Raw genomic sequence first — 17,906 nt, forward strand, 5'->3', positions numbered from 1 at the left:
GAGCTGGGCGCCGTAGATTACATAACGAAGCCATTCAATCCCGCCGTTGTCAAACTCAGGGTCAAGACCCAGCTGCAACTGAAGCTACAGCGGGACGCACTCACGCTGCGAAACATTGAGCTCCAGGAAGCCCTCGCCAAAATCAAGACATTAAGCGGGTTTATCCCCATCTGCGCTTCTTGCAAGAAGATACGCGATGACCGCGGATACTGGAACCAGTTGGAGAACTACATCCGCGAGCACTCGGACGCAGACTTCACCCACGGTTACTGCCCTGACTGCATGAAGAAACTCTTCCCCGAATACTACGAGAAGACATATGGCGACGAAACCCACAAGACGAGAACATGACCATGTTTCTCAGATAACCGGCAGGAAGTCCCGTTTCATGGCCACATTGGTTTGCAACACGGACTTAAGAGGAGATTGAGAACCGAACAAACAGAGATCCATCATACTCGCCCGTGATGCGGAAAGGCTCTTTCACAGATCTTTAAGACCGGGGGCCGGCCATACCACAAACGAGCCGGAGAAGGCGCCATGCCAGATTTGAAGGTAACGATCCGTCGGTTCTTGAAATGGGCTTTGACCGAAAAGAGGACGATTTCATTTTCGAGATATTTCATCGTGCACAACGCGCAAAGGACAATTTCAGCAGCGGCATCGGATTGGCCCTTATTCGAAGGGCCATACGACACATGCACGGAAAGGCATGGACTGAGAGTGAGTCCGACAATGGCGCCACATTCTATGTGCAGGTCCCCAAATGAAGACCAATGGGAATCACATAAATCACGGAAGAGCTCGCATTCGCCTGTCAATCCAGAGGAGGTGATCTGTGAATATCTTATACGTGGAAGATAACCGCAAGGACGCCGATAAGTTGAAACGGAGGTTCTTACGCATGGCCCCCCACATCAGCGTGGATTATGCGAAAAGCTATCAGGAAGCGATCACAAAACTTAAGACGCAGACACCGAACGAACCCGCCTACGACGCGGTGCTCACCGGCATGCATGTCGCAGACGACAGGGGCATCGCCCTGATCACGTTTTTGCGCACCAACAATATGCTTATTCCCGTGGTTGTGATTACCGACATGGGAAGCGAAGAAACTGTGGTCTCGGTACTTAAGGCCGGGGCGAGCGACTATGTGGTCAAGCATGAGGACTACATCGACCGCCTTCCCATCATTCTTGAGACGGCGTCGCGCCGTTATCATTCAGAAGTCGCTCGTCGCGTGCGGCCGCTCAGCATACTCTATGGCGAGCACACCGAGGCCGACATCGACATTACGCGCCGTCGGCTGGCACTTTCAGCTCCCCATATCATCCTCGATATCGCCCGTACAGCGGACCAAGTGCTGGACAAACTTTTTCCAGCAAAAAGCGAGGACAAGGCTCATGGGCGCTATGACATCCTTCTTGTAGATTATCATCTTCCGGGCATGAATGGGGTTGATCTCATGAAAGAGCTCCACGAAGTGCGCAGGCTCGATCTTCCCGTGGTGATCATCACTGGCCACGGAAATGAGGAAATAGTGCTTCAGGCAATGCGCTTGGGCGCCGCCGATTACGTGGTAAAGAATAGTGCGTACCTGTCTCAGCTTCCCTGGGTTTTAGAAAACGCTTTCAACAGGGCCGAAGCAGGTCGGGAGCGCGATGCATTAAGCGCAAGCGAGGCGTATTTCCGGTCACTCATAGAAAATAGCTCAGACCTCATCATGGTGTTTGGCGCGCGGGGCGGGATCCGGTACGTGAGCCCTTCCTATGAGCGGGTATTGGGTTACGTTCCGGAAGAGGTGATAGGCTTGACCGATCACATTCTCGTGCATTCTGACGACCGGTCTCGCGTTGCGGATGCTATCAAGCAGGCCATGGATAACCCCGGTAGAGCGGGGCGGACGGTCGAAGTTCGCATGCGCCACAAAGACGGTTCATGGCGCTTTATCGAGAGCGTGGGCATGGGTATGACGGATTTGTCCGGGGAGCCCGTTCTCGTAGTCAATTCCCGTGACATTACGGGGCGCAAGCAGATTGAGGAGGCGCTTAAAGCGAGCGAAGAACAGTACCGTACCTTCATTAATTCCACATCGGATATGGTCTTTCTCAAAGACGACGAGTTCCGGCATGTCCTCGCCAATAAACAACTTGCAGCCTTTTTCGGAAAGGGACTGGAGGAGATCATCGGTAAGACAGATTTCGAACTCATGCCTGGCGAAGGTGCCCGTAATTGCAGAGAAACCGATGTGCGGGCGCTCACGTCATACTCCACTGTCGTGACGGAAGAAACCGTGGGGACAAGCGTATACGAAACCACGAAATTTCCTGTCGGGCTTCAAGGAAACAAGACCGGCGTGGGAGGGTTCATCAGGGACGTCTCGGAGCGCAAGGCCATCGAAAAGAGCGTCGCCGAGTCAAGGCAAGCGCTCCACGCCATTCTCTCCGCCTCGCCCATAGGCATCGGCCGCATAAGAAACAGGGTGATCGATTGGGTAAACGAATCGCTCTGCCGCATATCCGGCTATAGCGCCGAGGAGCTAAGCGGCAAAAGCACCCGCATCTTCTATGAAGATGATAAAGAGTACGAACGGGTTGGAAAGATCATGTATCAGCAGGGAAAGATCGAGACAAAATTTGTCAAAAGGACGGGCGGAATCACTCATTCCCTGGTACAGGTGTCCCCGATCGACGATGATTCTTACATCTTTACCGCTACCGATATAACCCAACAAAAACAGGCCGAAGAGGCCTTGAGAAAAAGCGAGGTGCTTTTCCGTACGTTAATAGAGAGATCATCGGAAATCCTCATCCTCGCCACCGTCGACGGCAAGCGAACCTATGTATCGCCGAATATCAGCAAAATTCTCGGATATACCGTTGAAGAGTTTCTCGCGGGGGACCGGACCAGTTTCGTCCATCCCGATTCGTTGCCCGTGGTGGCAGCGACTACCGAATGGGTCAGGCAGCACCCGGGCGAGTACATGTCTTTCATCACGAGAAATCGCCACAAAGACGGGAGTTGGCGATGGTTCGAGGTCACGGCAAGCAACCTCCTGGATGAACCCTACGTCAACGCCGTGGCAATTAACCTTCGCGACATCACCAAACGTAAACAAGCTGAAGAGGCCCTTCAGGAATCTGAAGCCGCTTACCGCACGGTCGTTGATAATTCTCTTGTGGGCGTTTACATCTTGCAGGACAACCTGATACGGTTTGTCAACCAAAGGTGGTGTGAGATTCACGGGTATGCATATGAGGAGGTCATAGACAAAATGGACCCTCTGCAAATCGTCCATCCTGACGACAAGGCGCGTGTGATCGAAAACTTGAGAAAACGGTTCGATGGCGAAGCCACGGTGATAGAGCAGGAGTTTCGGTCCGTACGTAAGGACGGCAAGATCATTATGGTCAAGGTTATCGGGGGCGTCGCGCCTTATAAAGGTAAGCCCGCGATTGTCGGAACCATGATCGACGTGACCAGAGAGAATGTGCTGGAATCCCAGCTCAGGCAGGCTCAGAAGATGGAGGCGATCGGCACACTGGCCGGCGGTGTGGCGCACGATTTCAACAATATCCTTACCGTTCTCACCGGTTACGGGACCCTCCTCCAGATGAAAATGGATGAAGATAATCCGCTCTGGGCATATGTAGACCAGATCATGACCACCTCTCACAAAGCAGCCGAACTCACAAGAAGCCTACTCACCTTCAGCAGGCAGCAGCCTCTGACCCTTATGCCCATCGATATTAATAAGGTTGTCAAGGCCACGGAGACGCTTTTAAAGAGGCTTCTGGTCGAAGACATCAACCTGAAAACGGTGCTCGCTCCGTACGCCATCACGATCATGGCCGATGCCACACAAATTGACCAGATACTCTTTAACCTTGCCAGTAACGCAAGAGATGCCATGTCAGCCGGTGGCACGCTCACCATAGAAACCAAAGCTATACACCTCGATAGTGAAACCGCGGAGCTCCATGGCGTGGACAGTGCAGGACCGTACGCCCTCCTGTCTGTTTCCGACACGGGTGTCGGCATGAACGCAACGGTCAGGGAGCATATCTTCGATCCTTTCTTCACGACCAAAGAGGTGGGAAAAGGGACCGACCTCGGACTCTCTACGGTATAAGGTATCATAAAACAGCATAACGGGCACATTACCGTATACGGCGAACAGGGAATGGGCACGACCTTTCATATCTATTTTCCCTCGGTTACCGCGCAGATCAAAGAGGAGAGACCGGCCATGGTTGAGATCGAAAAAGGCAAAGAAACCATTCTCGTCGCCGAAGATGATAAAGTGGTAAGAGATCTCGTGAAGGCCGTGCTTGAGCAGCATGGATATACGGTCGTAGAGGCCGTGGACGGCAAGGATGCCCTGGAGAAGTTCGATGAGCACAAGAACATAGATCTCCTCATCCTCGATTCGGTAATGCCCGTCAGGAATGGGAGAGAAGTTTATGATGCCGTAAGTAAAATAAATCCCAGCATCAAAGTAATTTTTACGAGTGGCTACACGAAAGACTTCATTCTCGACAAAGGGATCGAAGACAAACGGTTCGATTTCCTTTCGAAACCACTCACTCCGGGGGATATGCTTCGGAAAATAAGAGAAGTGCTCGACAGGCAGTGAGGGTTACGAGTAGCACTACGAATCTCATTATAGGATAGACTCTCGTTCACAACAGATATGATTCATCGCCGATATACAAAGCAGGAACCGATAATCAGGCCTCGCCGCGAGCGGGGCGTTTCTCGATTTTTATTCGGACTCACGTCCCTCAATCCATAGAACCCAGGGATTATCAGAGAGATGCTGACTTCTTCATAAGATCGACGAATGCATCGACAAGACTGGGGTCGAACTGCGTTCCGGCGCAGCGTTTAAGTTCTTTCAAGGCCTTCTTCGGGATCATTGGCGGCCGGTGCGGCCGGCCGGCGGTCATTGCTACGTAAGCGTCAACTATAGCTATCAGCCTGCTTTCAAGGGGGATGTCGCTCCCCTTGAGGCCCAGAGGATAGCCGTTGCCGTCCCACCACTCGTGGTGTTTCAAAATGAAATCGGAGATGGAGGCCAAATCGGGAGCTGATTGGGCGATGCGATGTCCTATGTCGCAATGCTTCTGAATCTCAACGAGCTCCTCTCTGGTCAGCCGACCGGGTTTTCGAAGCACGTAATCGTGTATGCTTACATTGCCAATGTCATGGAATTGCCCGAGTAGATACAGGTCCTTGATGCGCTCTTCCGGAAGGTCTATGGCTTGAGCGAATGCGGTGGTGAGTTTCTGGAATCTGGCCAGGGAATTCTTATCGGCGAGCCCGCGCGCTTCGGCCGCGCCGATCAGGTTCTTGACGATCGTATGGCGCGCGCGCTGGCCACCGTAGAGTTTCTCCTTATACATGTTGTTGTCCGCCTCCCGGTAGAGCTCTGCCATGGTCTGATTGAGATTGCCGCGGATCGCGAATCCCTTGGAAATGCTGAGCGGTACGAGAGGTTTCTTTCGGTTATAGACAACGACGGCCTGTTTGATTCTTCGACAAATGTCTTCTACTTTGGACCTCGGGCTATTAGGCAGGAGGATAGCAAACTCATCTCCGCCCACCCTCGCAACAACATCGCTTTCGCGGAAAGACTGCTTGATCACGTTGGACGCCGTGATGAGAAGCTCATCCCCCTTGTCGTGCCCCAAAGTATCATTGATAAGCTTAAGCCCGTCTATGTCACAGACGATGAGACCGACAAACTCAAGGCGACTGTTATCGAGACGGTGCATTTCTTCTTCAAAATAGGCCCGGTTATAAAGACTCGTTAAGGGATCGTGGAGGCTCAGATACTTGAGCTTCTCTTCGGTCTTTTTCAGATCCGTAATATCTTTGGAGACGACGGCCACGAATTTGACTTTTCCGTCATTCTTCTCGATAATGGGGCTCAAGGTACGAAGCGTATACCGATCTTCGGTCCTGCTCTTATATTCATACCGGTACGACACGCCTGTCTGAAAGATTTTATTCACGTAGCCCTTGAATTCTTTCGCGTCTTCGGCATCATGAAAATCGCTATACCGCTTCTTCATGATGTCCTTTCCCTTGACATGAAGCCTTTTTAACATCTGTCCGTTCACAAAGAGATAACGGCAATCTCTATCGATCATGTAGACCGAATCGTCTGTAGACTCCACGAGAGATCGGTATTTCTCCTCGCTGATCCTGGTTTTCTCTTTTCCGGCAATTATCTCTGTAATGTCTACGAAGGAGATGAGCGCCCCTCTGGTCCCTTTAATCGGTTCCTTGACAATCGCCACATCCTTTGTAATCTCTTTACCGTCTATAAACTTGAATTCGTAACTCTTTGCAGGACGTCCGGAATGGTTCCCCGTGAAGACACGATATGCCTTGGCCCTCGCCGGATCGTCGTTGGTAAGAAATTCCGTCCACCTTCTTTTGCCTTCAAGACTCTTTTTCGGGTATCCGGAGAACTGTTCGAATCTTTCATTTGCGAGCACTATGGTTGCGTCCCGGTCGACAACGATCATGGCGATGCCGGAGGACTTAAGCAGGGATATGTAGCCATCAAGATGAGCGTGCAATATGCCTCTTCTGGAAGTTTGAGCCGGTAAGCCTTTGACCATGCTTCTACCTCTTGCCCCCATGACCGCGCCGCCACAGCATAAATCTGTTCTTAATTCATAATATATTTCATGCCCTATATCAACAGTTTCCTTTCACTGGTGCGCGGTATTTGCCCCTCGAGAGGCCTCACGTGCGAAAGCGTCGGTCATTGAGACTAACGTGAGATTTCAAATGCGAACGTAAGATCATAAGAGACATGCTTCCGTCATATTTTCAATCCGGAAAGATCTTACCGGGATTCAGTATGCCGCTCGGATCAAATGCCTTCTTAATCCTTTTCATAATTTCCGTCTCCGCCTCGCTCAGGCGGAGCGGAAGATAATCTTTCACGGTAATCCCTACTCCATGTTCTCCCGTCAGACTCCCCCCCATCTCTACGGCTTTCCGGTATATGGTCTCCAAAAGACCGTATGCCTCGTCAAGTTCGGCGAAGTTTCTCCGGCGATAGAGAATGGTAACATGGAGATTGCCGTCCCCTGCGTGTCCGAAGGTGGCTATGCTTATAGCCTCATCGTGCTTAAGCTCCCCGATGAACTGGACAAGGAAAGGGAGATCGTAACGCGGTACCACAACATCGGCTTCGAGACGGTCCTTCCCCAGGGAGGTGAGCGCGGGCAACGCCTCCCTGCGTACTTTCCAGAACCGTTGAGCCTCGGCCTCACCTGATGCCAATCTCGTTTCGACGATACCGGGAAACGTTTCGCACACTGATACGATGGCCTGCGCCTCACTGTCTACGGTCACCGGAAGATGCCCGTCGACTTCAATGAGAACCAGCGCTCGCGCACCTTTCATAAGGGGCACCCCCATGTAGTCGGCCACAGTATTGATTGTGGTATTGTCCAGCAATTCTAAAGCACAGGGAATGATCCCGCTGCGAAGGACTTGAACGATCAGGTCCGCAGCTGCTGCCAGGTCGTTGAGGTATACGATAATTGTCCTTAGTTCTGCGGGTCGGGGAAGAAGCTTCAAAATGATCTTCGTGACCACAGCCAGTGTACCTTCGGAACCAACGATTAGTGACGTCACGTCGTATCCCGTTACATCCTTGGCATTCTTGCCGCCCGTACGTATAATCTCGCCGGTAGCGAGTACCGCCTCGAGCCCCCTTACGTAGTCCCTCGTCACGCCGTACTTCACGGCCCTCGTGTATCCCGCATTCTCCGCCACATTGCCGCCGATAGTACTGTCCACCCCGCTCGATGGATCGGGAGGAAAGAAAAGTCGGCGTGACTTAAGAGCCTCCTGAAGGTCGGAAGATGTGACACCGGGTTCTACGATTGCAAGCATATTCCTCTCATCGATTTCTACGATTCTTTTCATTCTCAGGAGCGAAAGTACCGCACCACCTTTAACCGGCAGTCCGCCTCCCGATAGGCCCGTTCTGCCTCCCTGGGGCGTAACCGGGATCTTGAGTTCGAAGGCAAGCTTCATGATTCTCGACACTTCCTCGGTGCTCTCGGGCAGAACCACCACCTTGGGCAGAAATTGCCTCTCTGTGGCGTCGTAGGAGAAGTGAGAAAGGCCCTCTCGGTTGAGTATTATCCTGTCTTCCGTGAGGAATGCCCTGAGCCCGCCTATAAAATTCTCAAGATCCATTATCTTTGATTATAACCGTGGCAGGCAAGAGCGGCAAGAAAATTGTAAGCATGGTGCGAAACCGACGAGGACAGAAAGTTACTATTAAGAAATCTCGAGAATTGCCGTTAATACTATTGTATTGGGCTCAAAGACCGTTTAGATGTCATCTGCCGGCTGTCATGCTGCGCAAGGTCTACCTCATCATGACGGGCTCTATGCGGATGACCGGTCCTGGTGTCGGTAAACGCGGCGCCGGGTCTTATCCCAGGTCTTCGTGATGGGAACCGATATGGGCCCGATATCGATCGGAACGTATATGATCGTGGAGGACAGGTTGATGGCAGGCCCTAATATGCACCCCTCGCGGTTAAACCCATCATCGGGTTCTTCCGCCTTGAAAGACCCCCAACGAATCTATCCTGTCCTATCCGCCATATTCGACAAGATATATCCTGTTATCCTGATCTGCGCCGGCCTGGCCCTGGCGGTCTCGCTTTGCCGAACGCTCGCACGATCTGCCTGGCACCCTGTCTTAATCATGCATGGATCAATGTATCTCATGCTCGTTGCGGTTTTCGCATTTCGCCGTCACCTCTCCGTCCCTGTCACGTTTTCCTTCTTGCTCGCGATTGTCTACATTATCGGCGCCCAATCGCTCACGAGCCTGGGGCTCGCAGGTTCGTCAATGATTCACCTCGTCATGCTTTGCGCCTTTGCAAGCGTCTTTCTTGGAATACGGGCAGGGATAATCTCTTCCTCTGTGGTGACGGTAACGGTTATCCTTTTCGCTATTGGGGCCCACTGGGGCATTATTCCAACAAGGCCGGGCACAGCTTTCTATCTCTTTTCGCCCGCCAATTGGATGGTCCATGTCGCCTGTCTTATTATGTATCTGGCGCCATTCGTGCTTGCCGTGAGCGGCCTTCAAAAAAGAATGGTGGGGGCCATGCGAGAGCTCGAGTCCGCCAATGAGCTCCTGCAGGGAGAGATATCCATGCGCAAGCTGTCTCAAGAGAGATCTGAGGAAAGCGAGAGACGATATAGAGAACTGGCAGATTTGCTGCCTCAGGCAGTTGCCGAGTTTGACCTGAAGGGCTACTTCGTCTACGGAAATCTCTGCGGGCTCGAAATGTTCGGCTATACGCAAAGAGAGTTCGATGAGAGGATTTTCAACCTCTCCGAAATGTTTGTGACCGAAGACCTTGAAAGACTGCAGGGGAACATTCAAAGGGTGCTGAAAGGCGACAGGCCATCCCACGGTAACGAATATACCGCATTGAGAAAGGACGGCACCACCTTTCCCGTCATGGTCTATGCCGGTCCCGTTATACGGGAAGGAAAACTCTCCGGCATGCGGGCCATAGCGGTCGATATTACGGAGCGCAAGAATACTGAGCGGGCTTACATGGAGTCTGAAGCAAAGTACCGTAGTGTGGTGGAAAGCTCTCTCGTAGGCTTTTACGTTATCCAGGATGGAAAATTCAGGTTCGTAAACCGTCGGTTCTGCCATATGATGGGTTACGCAAGCGATGAGATAGTGGACAAGCTTGGTCCCCTGGACGGCATCCATCCGGAAGACAAAGCTAGAGTGCAAGAGGCGCTCAAGAAACGGCTGCAGGGCGATGCAGATTTCGCGGAATTCGACGTGAGGGCCATAAGGAAAGACGGCAAGGTCATGACCTTGAAGATTTTCGGCAACACGATCAGTTATGGGGGAAGAGCCGCCGTTTCGGGAACGTGCATGGACATAACCAAAGAACGTATGCTCGAATCCCAGCTCCGTCAGGCTCAGAAGATGGAGGCGGTGGGTCAGCTTGCCGGCGGCATGGCCCACGATTTCAATAATATCCTGACTGCGCTCGTGGGCTTTGGCAGCCTCTTACAGATGCGCATGGATAAGACAAATCCCTTGAGGTCATATGTGGACCAAATACTCTCGGCATCTCAGAAGGGGGCAGACCTGACAAAAAGTCTTTTGGCCTTCAGCAGGCAGCAACCCATAAATATGCAATCCGTTAATATTAACAACATCATCCGTGGGACCGAGCCGCTTCTCAACCGGCTCCTCACAGGCGACGTATCGTTGGAAACCCGCTTCGCCGCCGATGCCATGACGGTAACGGTGGACGTGACCCAGATAGACCAGATCCTTTTCAATCTCGTGGCCAACGCAAGAGACGCTATTCAAGGCAGCGGCAAGATCGTCATCGAGACGAAGTCCGTAACGTTAGGGGCTGACTTCGCCCTCATCCACGGATTTGGAGAGCCCGGCAGGTATGCACTTCTGTCCGTCTCTGATACGGGCAAAGGTATGGATGAGAAGGTACGTGAAAAGATATTTGAACCGTTCTTCACCACCAAAGAGTCTGGCAAAGGGACGGGGCTCGGCCTTTCCACCGTGTATGGGATCGTGAAACAACACAACGGATACATAACGGTATATAGTGAACCTGGCGCCGGCACCACCTTTCACATACATCTTCCCATAGAAAAGACAGAACTCGTGAATGAGCATACCTTCTGCCTCGCCGCCAAACGGGGACATGAGACCATCCTTGTTGCGGACCACAGCGAGGAGGCAAGGCATTTTATGAGAGAGATTTTTGACCTCTATGGATACGCCGTTACCGAGGCCGCCGACCACAAAAAGATCATAGAAGAGTTACGCGACAACGGGGTAATAGACCTTCTGATCCTCGATACGTTCATGCTGAAAAAGGGTGCAAAAAATGTCTACGAAGCTATCATCTCAATAAGGCCCCAGATCAAGATACTTTTTGTTACCGGGCACACGAAAGATTCCTGTCTTGACGAAATCGTTTGCGATAAGAAGCCCCCCTCAATTTCAAAACCTCTTTTGCCTGATGAGCTTCTTCAAAAAGTCAGGGAACTGTTGGACACAGTATAAGCGAGGCGTAAGCGAGCGCTTGATTCCCGAAGACCTCCCAAACGGTCCTCCTCGGGAGAGATCAAACATACTGTATATCCGGAGAAAAATCGGTGACCCGCTCGAGCCCCCGTTTACGGACGATAAAATCAACCTCTAAACCCACGGCGCCCTCGTCGGGGAAGATAAATTTGGGCTCAAAAGCAAAGACCATACCCTCTTTCAATATTGTCTTATGTCTCGGCGTGATAACGGGCAGTTCATTGATCTCAAGACCGAGACCGTGGCCCACAAAATTCACCTTTCCTTCACCGTGGCCCATGAAGTAGGCGTCCAGTTTCGCCTCTTTTGCGAGCTCCATGGCCTTTACGAAGATTTCCGTCGCATCCACACCTTCCCTTCCGAAGCGCATGGTTTCCTCCACTATTTGTCGCGAAACCTGATAGCCCCTCCGGAAGTGCTCCTTCAGTTCCCCTGCCGCATAGATCCTTGTTTCATCGGTGATGTAGCCGTTGTAACCGCCGCCATAATCTACCACAACAGGAATGCCTCTTTTCACTACATTGATCGAGGAGCCCTGGCTTATAGCCGGGCTCAACCCGAATCCGGATATGGGTACGTCTGCTCCCGACGCCACGGTGCCCGAATAACCCTGGGTAACGTAGCCGTTCATCATCTCCTGGTTAAGCCCCCTCATTCTGAGAAACCCCTGGTGACCCGCCCTTCTCCCCTCGGCGATCAGGGCCGCATCGATATCGATCTCTCGTAAGCCCTCTTTGATGACGCCCTTGGCCTTTTGAAATACCTGGCTGATAATCCGGCCGGATTTTATGATCTGGGCAATTTCGAAGTCACTCTTGATCTGGCGCACGTCTTTGATGAGCGGCGACACATCGGTGAAATCGGTATGACCAAGAATAGACTTCCACCGCTCGAACAGGGCCACAGGCACCACATCGAGTTCCATGCCACCCATGCCTTTAATTACACCCTTTCCATTGAGCATCTCCTTCACGTCCTTGTCCCGCTTGATAGGGATAATGTCAAGAGGTGACTCCTTTTCAGCCCTTACGAGACTCTTTTCCACGAAAAAAAGCGGCGCCTGATCCGTGGGCACGACAAGCACGCCCTTTTGAATAGTGCCGGTAAAATAGAAGAGATCCACATTCTGGAGGATGACGGCAAAGCTGATACCCTGATCGGCCATTCTCTGCCTCAAGCCGTCAAGCCGCTGATCGATTTCCTGCCTTGGTGTGAACTCACCAACGTTTAAGTTCTCTGACATGTTCCACGACCTTTCCGATAATATCTTCTTTCCGTACTTTTTGCGACTCTTTCCCGCCTCTCAACTTCACTTCAACGAGACCGTCCTTGAGATTACGCTCTCCCACAGTCACTCGGACCGGCACACCGATAAGGTCGCAATCTTTGAATTTGACGCCCGGCCGCTCATCCCTGTCATCGAGCACCACATCGATCCCTTTGTCAAGAAGTTCCCTGTATATGGTCCATGCGGTCTCCATACTCTCTTTGTGGGACGTGTTCACCGGCAGCACGTCGACCTCGAATGGCGCGATGGCCGCCGGCAGGATCATACCGTTTTCGTCGTTTCCCTGCTCGATGGCCGCCGCCACGGTCCTTCCCACCCCGATGCCGTAGCAGCCCATGACCATGAACTGCTCTTTGCCTTCTTTGTCGAGATAGGTAGCGTTCATGGCCTTGCTGTATTTCAAGCCCAGCTTGAATATATGCCCCACCTCGATGCCCCTTGTCGAGGTGAGCCGTTCGACACACCTCGGGCATTGATCGCCGGCCACGGCAACCTTGAGATCGTAAAAATCTGTCACCCTGAAATCGTCCGTGTTGACACCCGTTATATGCACGTCGGGCTCATTGCCGCCCACCACAAAATCTTCCATAAACATCAGGTCCTTATCGGCATACAGGGGGATCGTAAGGCCTATGGGTCCCGAAAAACCAAGCGGTCCCCCGGTTACCTCTTCAATCACAGATTCATGGGCAAGTTCAACGTAATCGAGATTGATGAGGTTCTTCAGTTTGGTTTCATTGATCTCTCGGTCGCCGCGCACGAGAACGCCAAATACGCCCTTGTCGGAATTATAGATCATGGTCTTGACGAGCTTATCCGCCGCAACATTAAGGAACGCCGCCACGTCCTCCACCTTTTTAACGTTGGGCGTAGAAACACGCGCGTATGCCCCTTTCTTCTTTTTCACCCCTTGCCTTACAACCCCCACCTCCGCGCGCTCGAGATTGGCCGCGTACTTACAGGAATCGCAGGATATGATCACGTCCTCCCCCGTGTCGGCGAGGACCATAAATTCATGAGAAAAGCTTCCGCCGATCTGCCCGGAGTCGGCCTCCACCACGCCGAAACGGAACCCGCACCGTCTGAAGATATTTACATAAGCATCGTACATCTCACCGTAACTTTTCTCAGCGCCCGCCTCGTCGGTATCGAAACTGTAGGCGTCTTTCATGGAAAATTCACGACCACGCATGACGCCGAAACGGGGCCGGATTTCATCCCGGAATTTTGTCTGTATCTGATAGAGGATCAAGGGAAGCTCTTTATACGATTTGACCTCGCGTCGCACCAGGTCCGTAACCACTTCTTCATGCGTGGGCGCTAAACAGAGCTCTCGATTATTCCTGTCCACGAACCGAAGCAACTCCTTTCCGTATTTTTCCCATCGCGTGCTCTCGACCCAGAGTTCCCTGGGCTGTACGAGAGGCATGAGAATTTCCTGGGCACCTTTCTTGTTCATCTCTTCCCGGATGATCTGTTCCACTTTGCGAAGCGATCTCAAACCGAGGGGAAGCCAGGTGTAAATACCCGACGAAAGCCTGCGAATAAAACCGGCCCGCAGCATGAGCCTGTGGCTCACGACTTCAGCTTCTTTGGGGTCCTCTTTTACCGTCGGGATGAACATCTTGGAAAACAGCATGGCTTCTCCTTCACACGTAGTATCTGAGGGTCGGGCGTAACCGCATTCTCACGGCCTATCTATCCTTCCTGAAGATAACCTGTAACCGCCCTTCATTTCAACAGAAAACGAAGTATGACCCTTGCAATCATCGCGAGGATGGAGCACAATGTTATAAGGACTGTTTGATGAAGAAAATTATACCATGGAATAAAGTCATACCCCTCTTGGTGCTATGGGTCGCCGTCGCACTCATAGTCGCCTCGCCCGGGATAAGTGGCGATTCCAAAGAGCTACCCGGCAAAACGAGCACATACGTAGACCCCAAAAGAGCGATTCAACTAAAGGTCGGCGAAGCATTCTCCATAGTTCTCGATTCAAATCCCGCTACAGGCTACCAGTGGCAACTCACGGCCCCTCCCGATGATAAAATTGTGAGGCTCGTCAGGTCTGAATACAGGGCATCGCAGACAAATCTTGTCGGGGCCGGGGGTGAAGAAATCTGGACCTTTTCAACTGTGGGCCCGGGTCAGGTCACGCTCGCTTTCAAATATATGCGCCCCTGGGAAAAAGACAAAGAACCCGAGAGAAAAGCCCTATTCAAGGTGTACGTCTTCCCCCGCATTAAGCTGCAAGCACATTAAGGGAGATTGCTGTCGAGAGAGGGCTGCCCATGCCGCCAAAAAACGGCAAACATATGACGCGCAAGAGGACTCGGCATCACAGAAAGAAGTACATATAGCCGACTATTACAACAAGGCTTCCGGCCACGATAAGAATCATCCCAATGTTCATGACACTCCTTTATGCGCCCGCTCTGTCAGCAACGTTGCAAGGCCGTACTCCTCTGAATCTGTTTCTTTCCTCGTTAATGCCCCTTACCACAACTACTCTTATCCTCTGACATGAACGTCGCAGCCGTAAGTCTAACAGCAATGGGCGTGCCACTGTGGACTTATTTGATATCATTGGATGTTTCTAACTGAAACCGCTGACGTGTTCGACAACAATGGCGATCTTATCCCGCGCTTTCGACATTATTGACTTGAAATCTATGCGACTCGTGGAGAGGAGATTGTGGCGCCCACTCCGGTTTCCGAATTCGTCATGTCTTCGGTAGCCCGTCGTGCTATAATGAAGGCATTGTTACCCAGGTACTTGCTATGGTTCAGACGTCCTTTCTCGCCCTGCTCACGCTTAGAGGGTCAGTGACCGTCCGGCACATCTTCTTCTTCGCTGCTCTTCTTGGTCTTATCAATGCCTTCGATATGGTGGGAGGCTTCTGCTGCGTAGTCGCATCGATTTTTCTTGTTACAAGAATCCCTGCGATTCGGGCGACGATCCACGGCTCATAGAAGGTGCGGATGGTCTGCCACCGTGAGATACCGGGTGTTATTCTCGTATTCCCCGACAACTAAGAAAGGTACCGGGGCCACATTGGAATAAAGGGGATGTTTTACTTTAGCGTTTATTTCTTCTTCGGCTTACCGGGTCATTTACGATAAGGTAAGCCTTATCTTCCTCGCTGCCCGCCGAATTTGGGCTTGCGGGTCATCTCCCGAACGCAATCTTCGCAGAGCCAGCCCTCGTCGCACTCCTCGGCGCTTGCTAAAGGTCTGATCTCGTCGCAATGCGCGCACCGTATTTCCATGGCTCCGTGCGCCATAAGTTGTGCCCTGCGCGACGGGGGCGCCGCCTTGAGTATGAGGGTCCTCTCCTCAGTATTGTCGTCCGGCCACTCCATATCTTCCAGTTCGTCATCTCTGTCGAGAATCTCGGCTGTGTTCTTTCCTTTTCTCATGGTTACACTCCTTCGATGCGAGGATTGATCTCACATCAATCCGCTTGTATATTAATATAATGCCTTTGCAAGCCATATGCCACATGCGGCAAGACAGTAGCATGGCTCATTCACTTGATCGAGCTTAACGTGCAGCCCTTTCCACGAGACGGAATTGTCGAAAAGTATGACTCTGCATCGACACAATTGTCGGCGCTTCATTGCCTGGCCGGGCTTCTTCGCAGCGACACATTTGGCGAAATGATAAATCGACACGTTCGTTCTTGTACAACGCCCTCAGTAGGGCAATTGCCCCAGAACGTTACCGGGGGGATCGTAATTGCAGACAACGATCACGCTGCCATCGCATAACACTTTGGCACAACCGATCCTCGTGGTATTTTTCCACACAAGTTGCGTATAGTGACCGTAGGCCTGCAAGCTTGACATGTCGATGGGTTCTCCGTGGTAAGCCGATTTTTCTCTCTCCCACGCGGCCACCGCGTCAACCGGCCCGTAATATCCGGCAGTACCCATAAACAGATTTTCCCCGTACTCCTGCTTCCATTTGCCTGCATGCGGACGGTGTTCCATACGGCGGCCGGAGGACGCAAGATGATCAGCCCATTCCTGGGCGTATGATGCGAGTCTATCCGACCATGAAACCGGCGCCGTGTTCGCCTCCGCGCGCGCTTTGTTGTGCGCTGTGAGCAGTTGACGGACCTCTTGCACGGTCAATCGAGAGCCCACCGCTTGGGCCTTTGCCTCCGACGGGCCCCGAGGATCTTGCGCACCTTCACGCACCATGACGATCCGGTCCGTGGTCGCCCATGATTCAGCGAACCCGAGGATGCGACCGTGCAGGCTTACGTGGAACGATACGGGACCTAAGGCGAAGACGGCGAGGGCGAAAAAAAAGATGATCCTTTTCACCGCTGGTTCGCGCTCATGCGGTTTGCTCGCGACCCTCAAGCCTTCGCATAGAAAAAACCGGCGGTCCTCTTTAAAGGGAGGTGGCATGAACATTACCTAGCATAATCTCCTTCATCTACATTTTTTTACCTCACAAACCATGCCTATGCCAATGACAAATCTCACAGGAGCTCGTTTGCCAGTCGCACTATCCAAAACAATTTGCTATACTGTGACAGATGTCACCGATTCAAAAAGAACAAAACATTTATAATCCAAAGTGTTATGGAGAGAGTTACGCGTAACCTGACCATCTTGAGATGTGCGAGAATAGGGGCTTGTATCGTTATAGCCCTGTGTACGTGGCTCGTCTCAGCCACCTCGTATGCCTCGTGGTCCCAATCCTTTAGCGAAAATCAGGTATGGGGCACCAAGACGGCCAGAATAGTGAAGATCGAGCTCTTCGATTTGTATGATGCAGGCAGCATGCAGAGTCCCGGCATGAGTCAGTTCTCGAAAGGTTCGTGGACCGATAAGATGCCGAATAGTAACTACTCCATTGCGACCGATTCCACTGCGGTCAGTAATTTCAACTGGCTTGTGACCTTCACCGGAGGGACTTCGACTTCGATCAGCCTCGCGGCCCTGAGCTACACGAACAAGGGCACAGTCTACGGGACCTATATGAACTATACGAGTTCAACCGGCTGGACCTTCACGACTATTCAGAATCTGAATATTAACGATCCGCGTTTCAACAGGACCCCCGCTTCCGTGCCCATCCCACCGGCAGCACTCCTTTTCGGGCCTGGTCTTTTGGGCCTTGTGAGGTTACGGAAAAGATTCAAGAACTAGGCGGGCGGCCTATACGAGCAGAGAAGGTTCACCCGACCCTGCCTTTTTGTTAATCTTCCCGTTCATTGCCATCCAGTTTCCAATTTTTCGACAATTTATGCCGTTTACGGGCAAAAACGTCGCAGAACCGTGACGTGCGTCACACGTTTTGTGATCACAGCCGTAATATAATGACGTTTGATATGAAAGGGATTTTACGAATAACGAGGCTACCCGGAAGAAGAGCGGCCACCTTAATTCTGGCAATTATATTTGTGTGCCTCTTTTCAACTGCCTCATTCGCCTCCTGGACCCAAAGCATTAGCGAGGA

14 protein-coding genes are annotated in these 17,906 nt (G+C 52.0%); 8 read left to right on the forward strand and 6 right to left on the reverse strand.

Going from position 1 to position 17,906, the window contains the following annotated elements:
- From VMT62_04990 to VMT62_05005, 4 genes are all read left to right on the forward strand, one after another.
- A partial coding sequence (locus tag VMT62_04990) for a hypothetical protein (protein ID HVN95760.1) occupies positions 1-351 on the forward strand: 351 nt, incomplete at its 5' end.
- 227 nt (positions 352-578) lie between these two features.
- A complete protein-coding gene (locus VMT62_04995) occupies positions 579-770 on the forward strand; it encodes an ATP-binding protein (protein ID HVN95761.1) in 192 nt (63 codons plus the stop codon).
- A 68-nt stretch (positions 771-838) separates the two neighbouring features.
- Positions 839-4,132, forward strand: a complete 3,294-nt coding sequence (locus VMT62_05000) for a PAS domain S-box protein (GenBank protein ID HVN95762.1) — start codon at positions 839-841, stop codon at positions 4,130-4,132.
- A 51-nt stretch (positions 4,133-4,183) separates the two neighbouring features.
- Positions 4,184-4,636, forward strand: a complete 453-nt coding sequence (locus VMT62_05005; GenBank protein HVN95763.1) for a response regulator — start codon at positions 4,184-4,186, stop codon at positions 4,634-4,636.
- Between the two features lie 172 nt (positions 4,637-4,808).
- Here the strand turns inward: VMT62_05005 and VMT62_05010 are convergent, their stop codons facing one another.
- Together VMT62_05010 and VMT62_05015 are read right to left on the reverse strand one after the other, a co-directional pair.
- A complete protein-coding gene (locus tag VMT62_05010) occupies positions 4,809-6,632 on the reverse strand; it encodes a diguanylate cyclase (protein ID HVN95764.1) in 1,824 nt (607 codons plus the stop codon).
- A 214-nt stretch (positions 6,633-6,846) separates the two neighbouring features.
- Positions 6,847-8,232 (reverse strand): FAD-linked oxidase C-terminal domain-containing protein, encoded by a 1,386-nt coding sequence (locus VMT62_05015; protein HVN95765.1) that lies wholly within the window; start codon positions 8,230-8,232, stop codon positions 6,847-6,849.
- Positions 8,233-8,503: 271 nt separating this feature from the next.
- Here VMT62_05015 and VMT62_05020 point away from each other — a divergent pair, with 271 nt between their 5' ends.
- Positions 8,504-11,122, forward strand: coding sequence for a PAS domain S-box protein (locus VMT62_05020; protein HVN95766.1), 2,619 nt, complete (start codon positions 8,504-8,506; stop codon positions 11,120-11,122).
- 61 nt (positions 11,123-11,183) lie between these two features.
- Here the strand turns inward: VMT62_05020 and VMT62_05025 are convergent, their stop codons facing one another.
- Both VMT62_05025 and VMT62_05030 read right to left on the reverse strand, forming a co-directional pair.
- Positions 11,184-12,386 carry a Xaa-Pro peptidase family protein gene (locus VMT62_05025; GenBank protein ID HVN95767.1) on the reverse strand — a complete coding sequence of 401 codons (1,203 nt, stop codon included), beginning with the start codon at positions 12,384-12,386 and terminating at the stop codon, positions 11,184-11,186.
- Positions 12,361-14,070: a proline--tRNA ligase gene (locus VMT62_05030; GenBank protein ID HVN95768.1), complete on the reverse strand. Its 1,710-nt coding sequence runs from the start codon at positions 14,068-14,070 to the stop codon at positions 12,361-12,363. The genes VMT62_05025 and VMT62_05030 overlap by 26 nt, the downstream gene beginning before the upstream one ends.
- 167 nt (positions 14,071-14,237) lie before the next feature.
- On the opposite strand from VMT62_05030, the gene VMT62_05035 reads away from it, so the two are divergent.
- Both VMT62_05035 and VMT62_05040 read left to right on the forward strand, forming a co-directional pair.
- The gene (locus VMT62_05035) at positions 14,238-14,693 is read left to right on the forward strand and encodes a protease inhibitor I42 family protein (protein HVN95769.1); all 456 of its coding nucleotides are present in this window, start codon (positions 14,238-14,240) and stop codon (positions 14,691-14,693) included.
- Between the two features lie 519 nt (positions 14,694-15,212).
- The gene (locus tag VMT62_05040) at positions 15,213-15,404 is read left to right on the forward strand and encodes a hypothetical protein (protein HVN95770.1); all 192 of its coding nucleotides are present in this window, start codon (positions 15,213-15,215) and stop codon (positions 15,402-15,404) included.
- Positions 15,405-15,562: 158 nt separating this feature from the next.
- Here the strand turns inward: VMT62_05040 and VMT62_05045 are convergent, their stop codons facing one another.
- Positions 15,563-15,850 (reverse strand): hypothetical protein, encoded by a 288-nt coding sequence (locus tag VMT62_05045; protein HVN95771.1) that lies wholly within the window; start codon positions 15,848-15,850, stop codon positions 15,563-15,565.
- Positions 15,851-16,126: 276 nt separating this feature from the next.
- A complete protein-coding gene (locus VMT62_05050) occupies positions 16,127-16,855 on the reverse strand; it encodes a CAP domain-containing protein (protein ID HVN95772.1) in 729 nt (242 codons plus the stop codon).
- A gap of 171 nt (positions 16,856-17,026) precedes the next feature.
- Here VMT62_05050 and VMT62_05055 point away from each other — a divergent pair, with 171 nt between their 5' ends.
- Positions 17,027-17,596, forward strand: a complete 570-nt coding sequence (locus VMT62_05055; GenBank protein HVN95773.1) for a hypothetical protein — start codon at positions 17,027-17,029, stop codon at positions 17,594-17,596.
- Positions 17,597-17,906 lie beyond the last annotated feature (310 nt).

It is taken from the genome of Syntrophorhabdaceae bacterium (genome assembly GCA_035541755.1).
Classification (GTDB): Bacteria; Desulfobacterota; Syntrophorhabdia; order Syntrophorhabdales; family Syntrophorhabdaceae; genus PNOF01.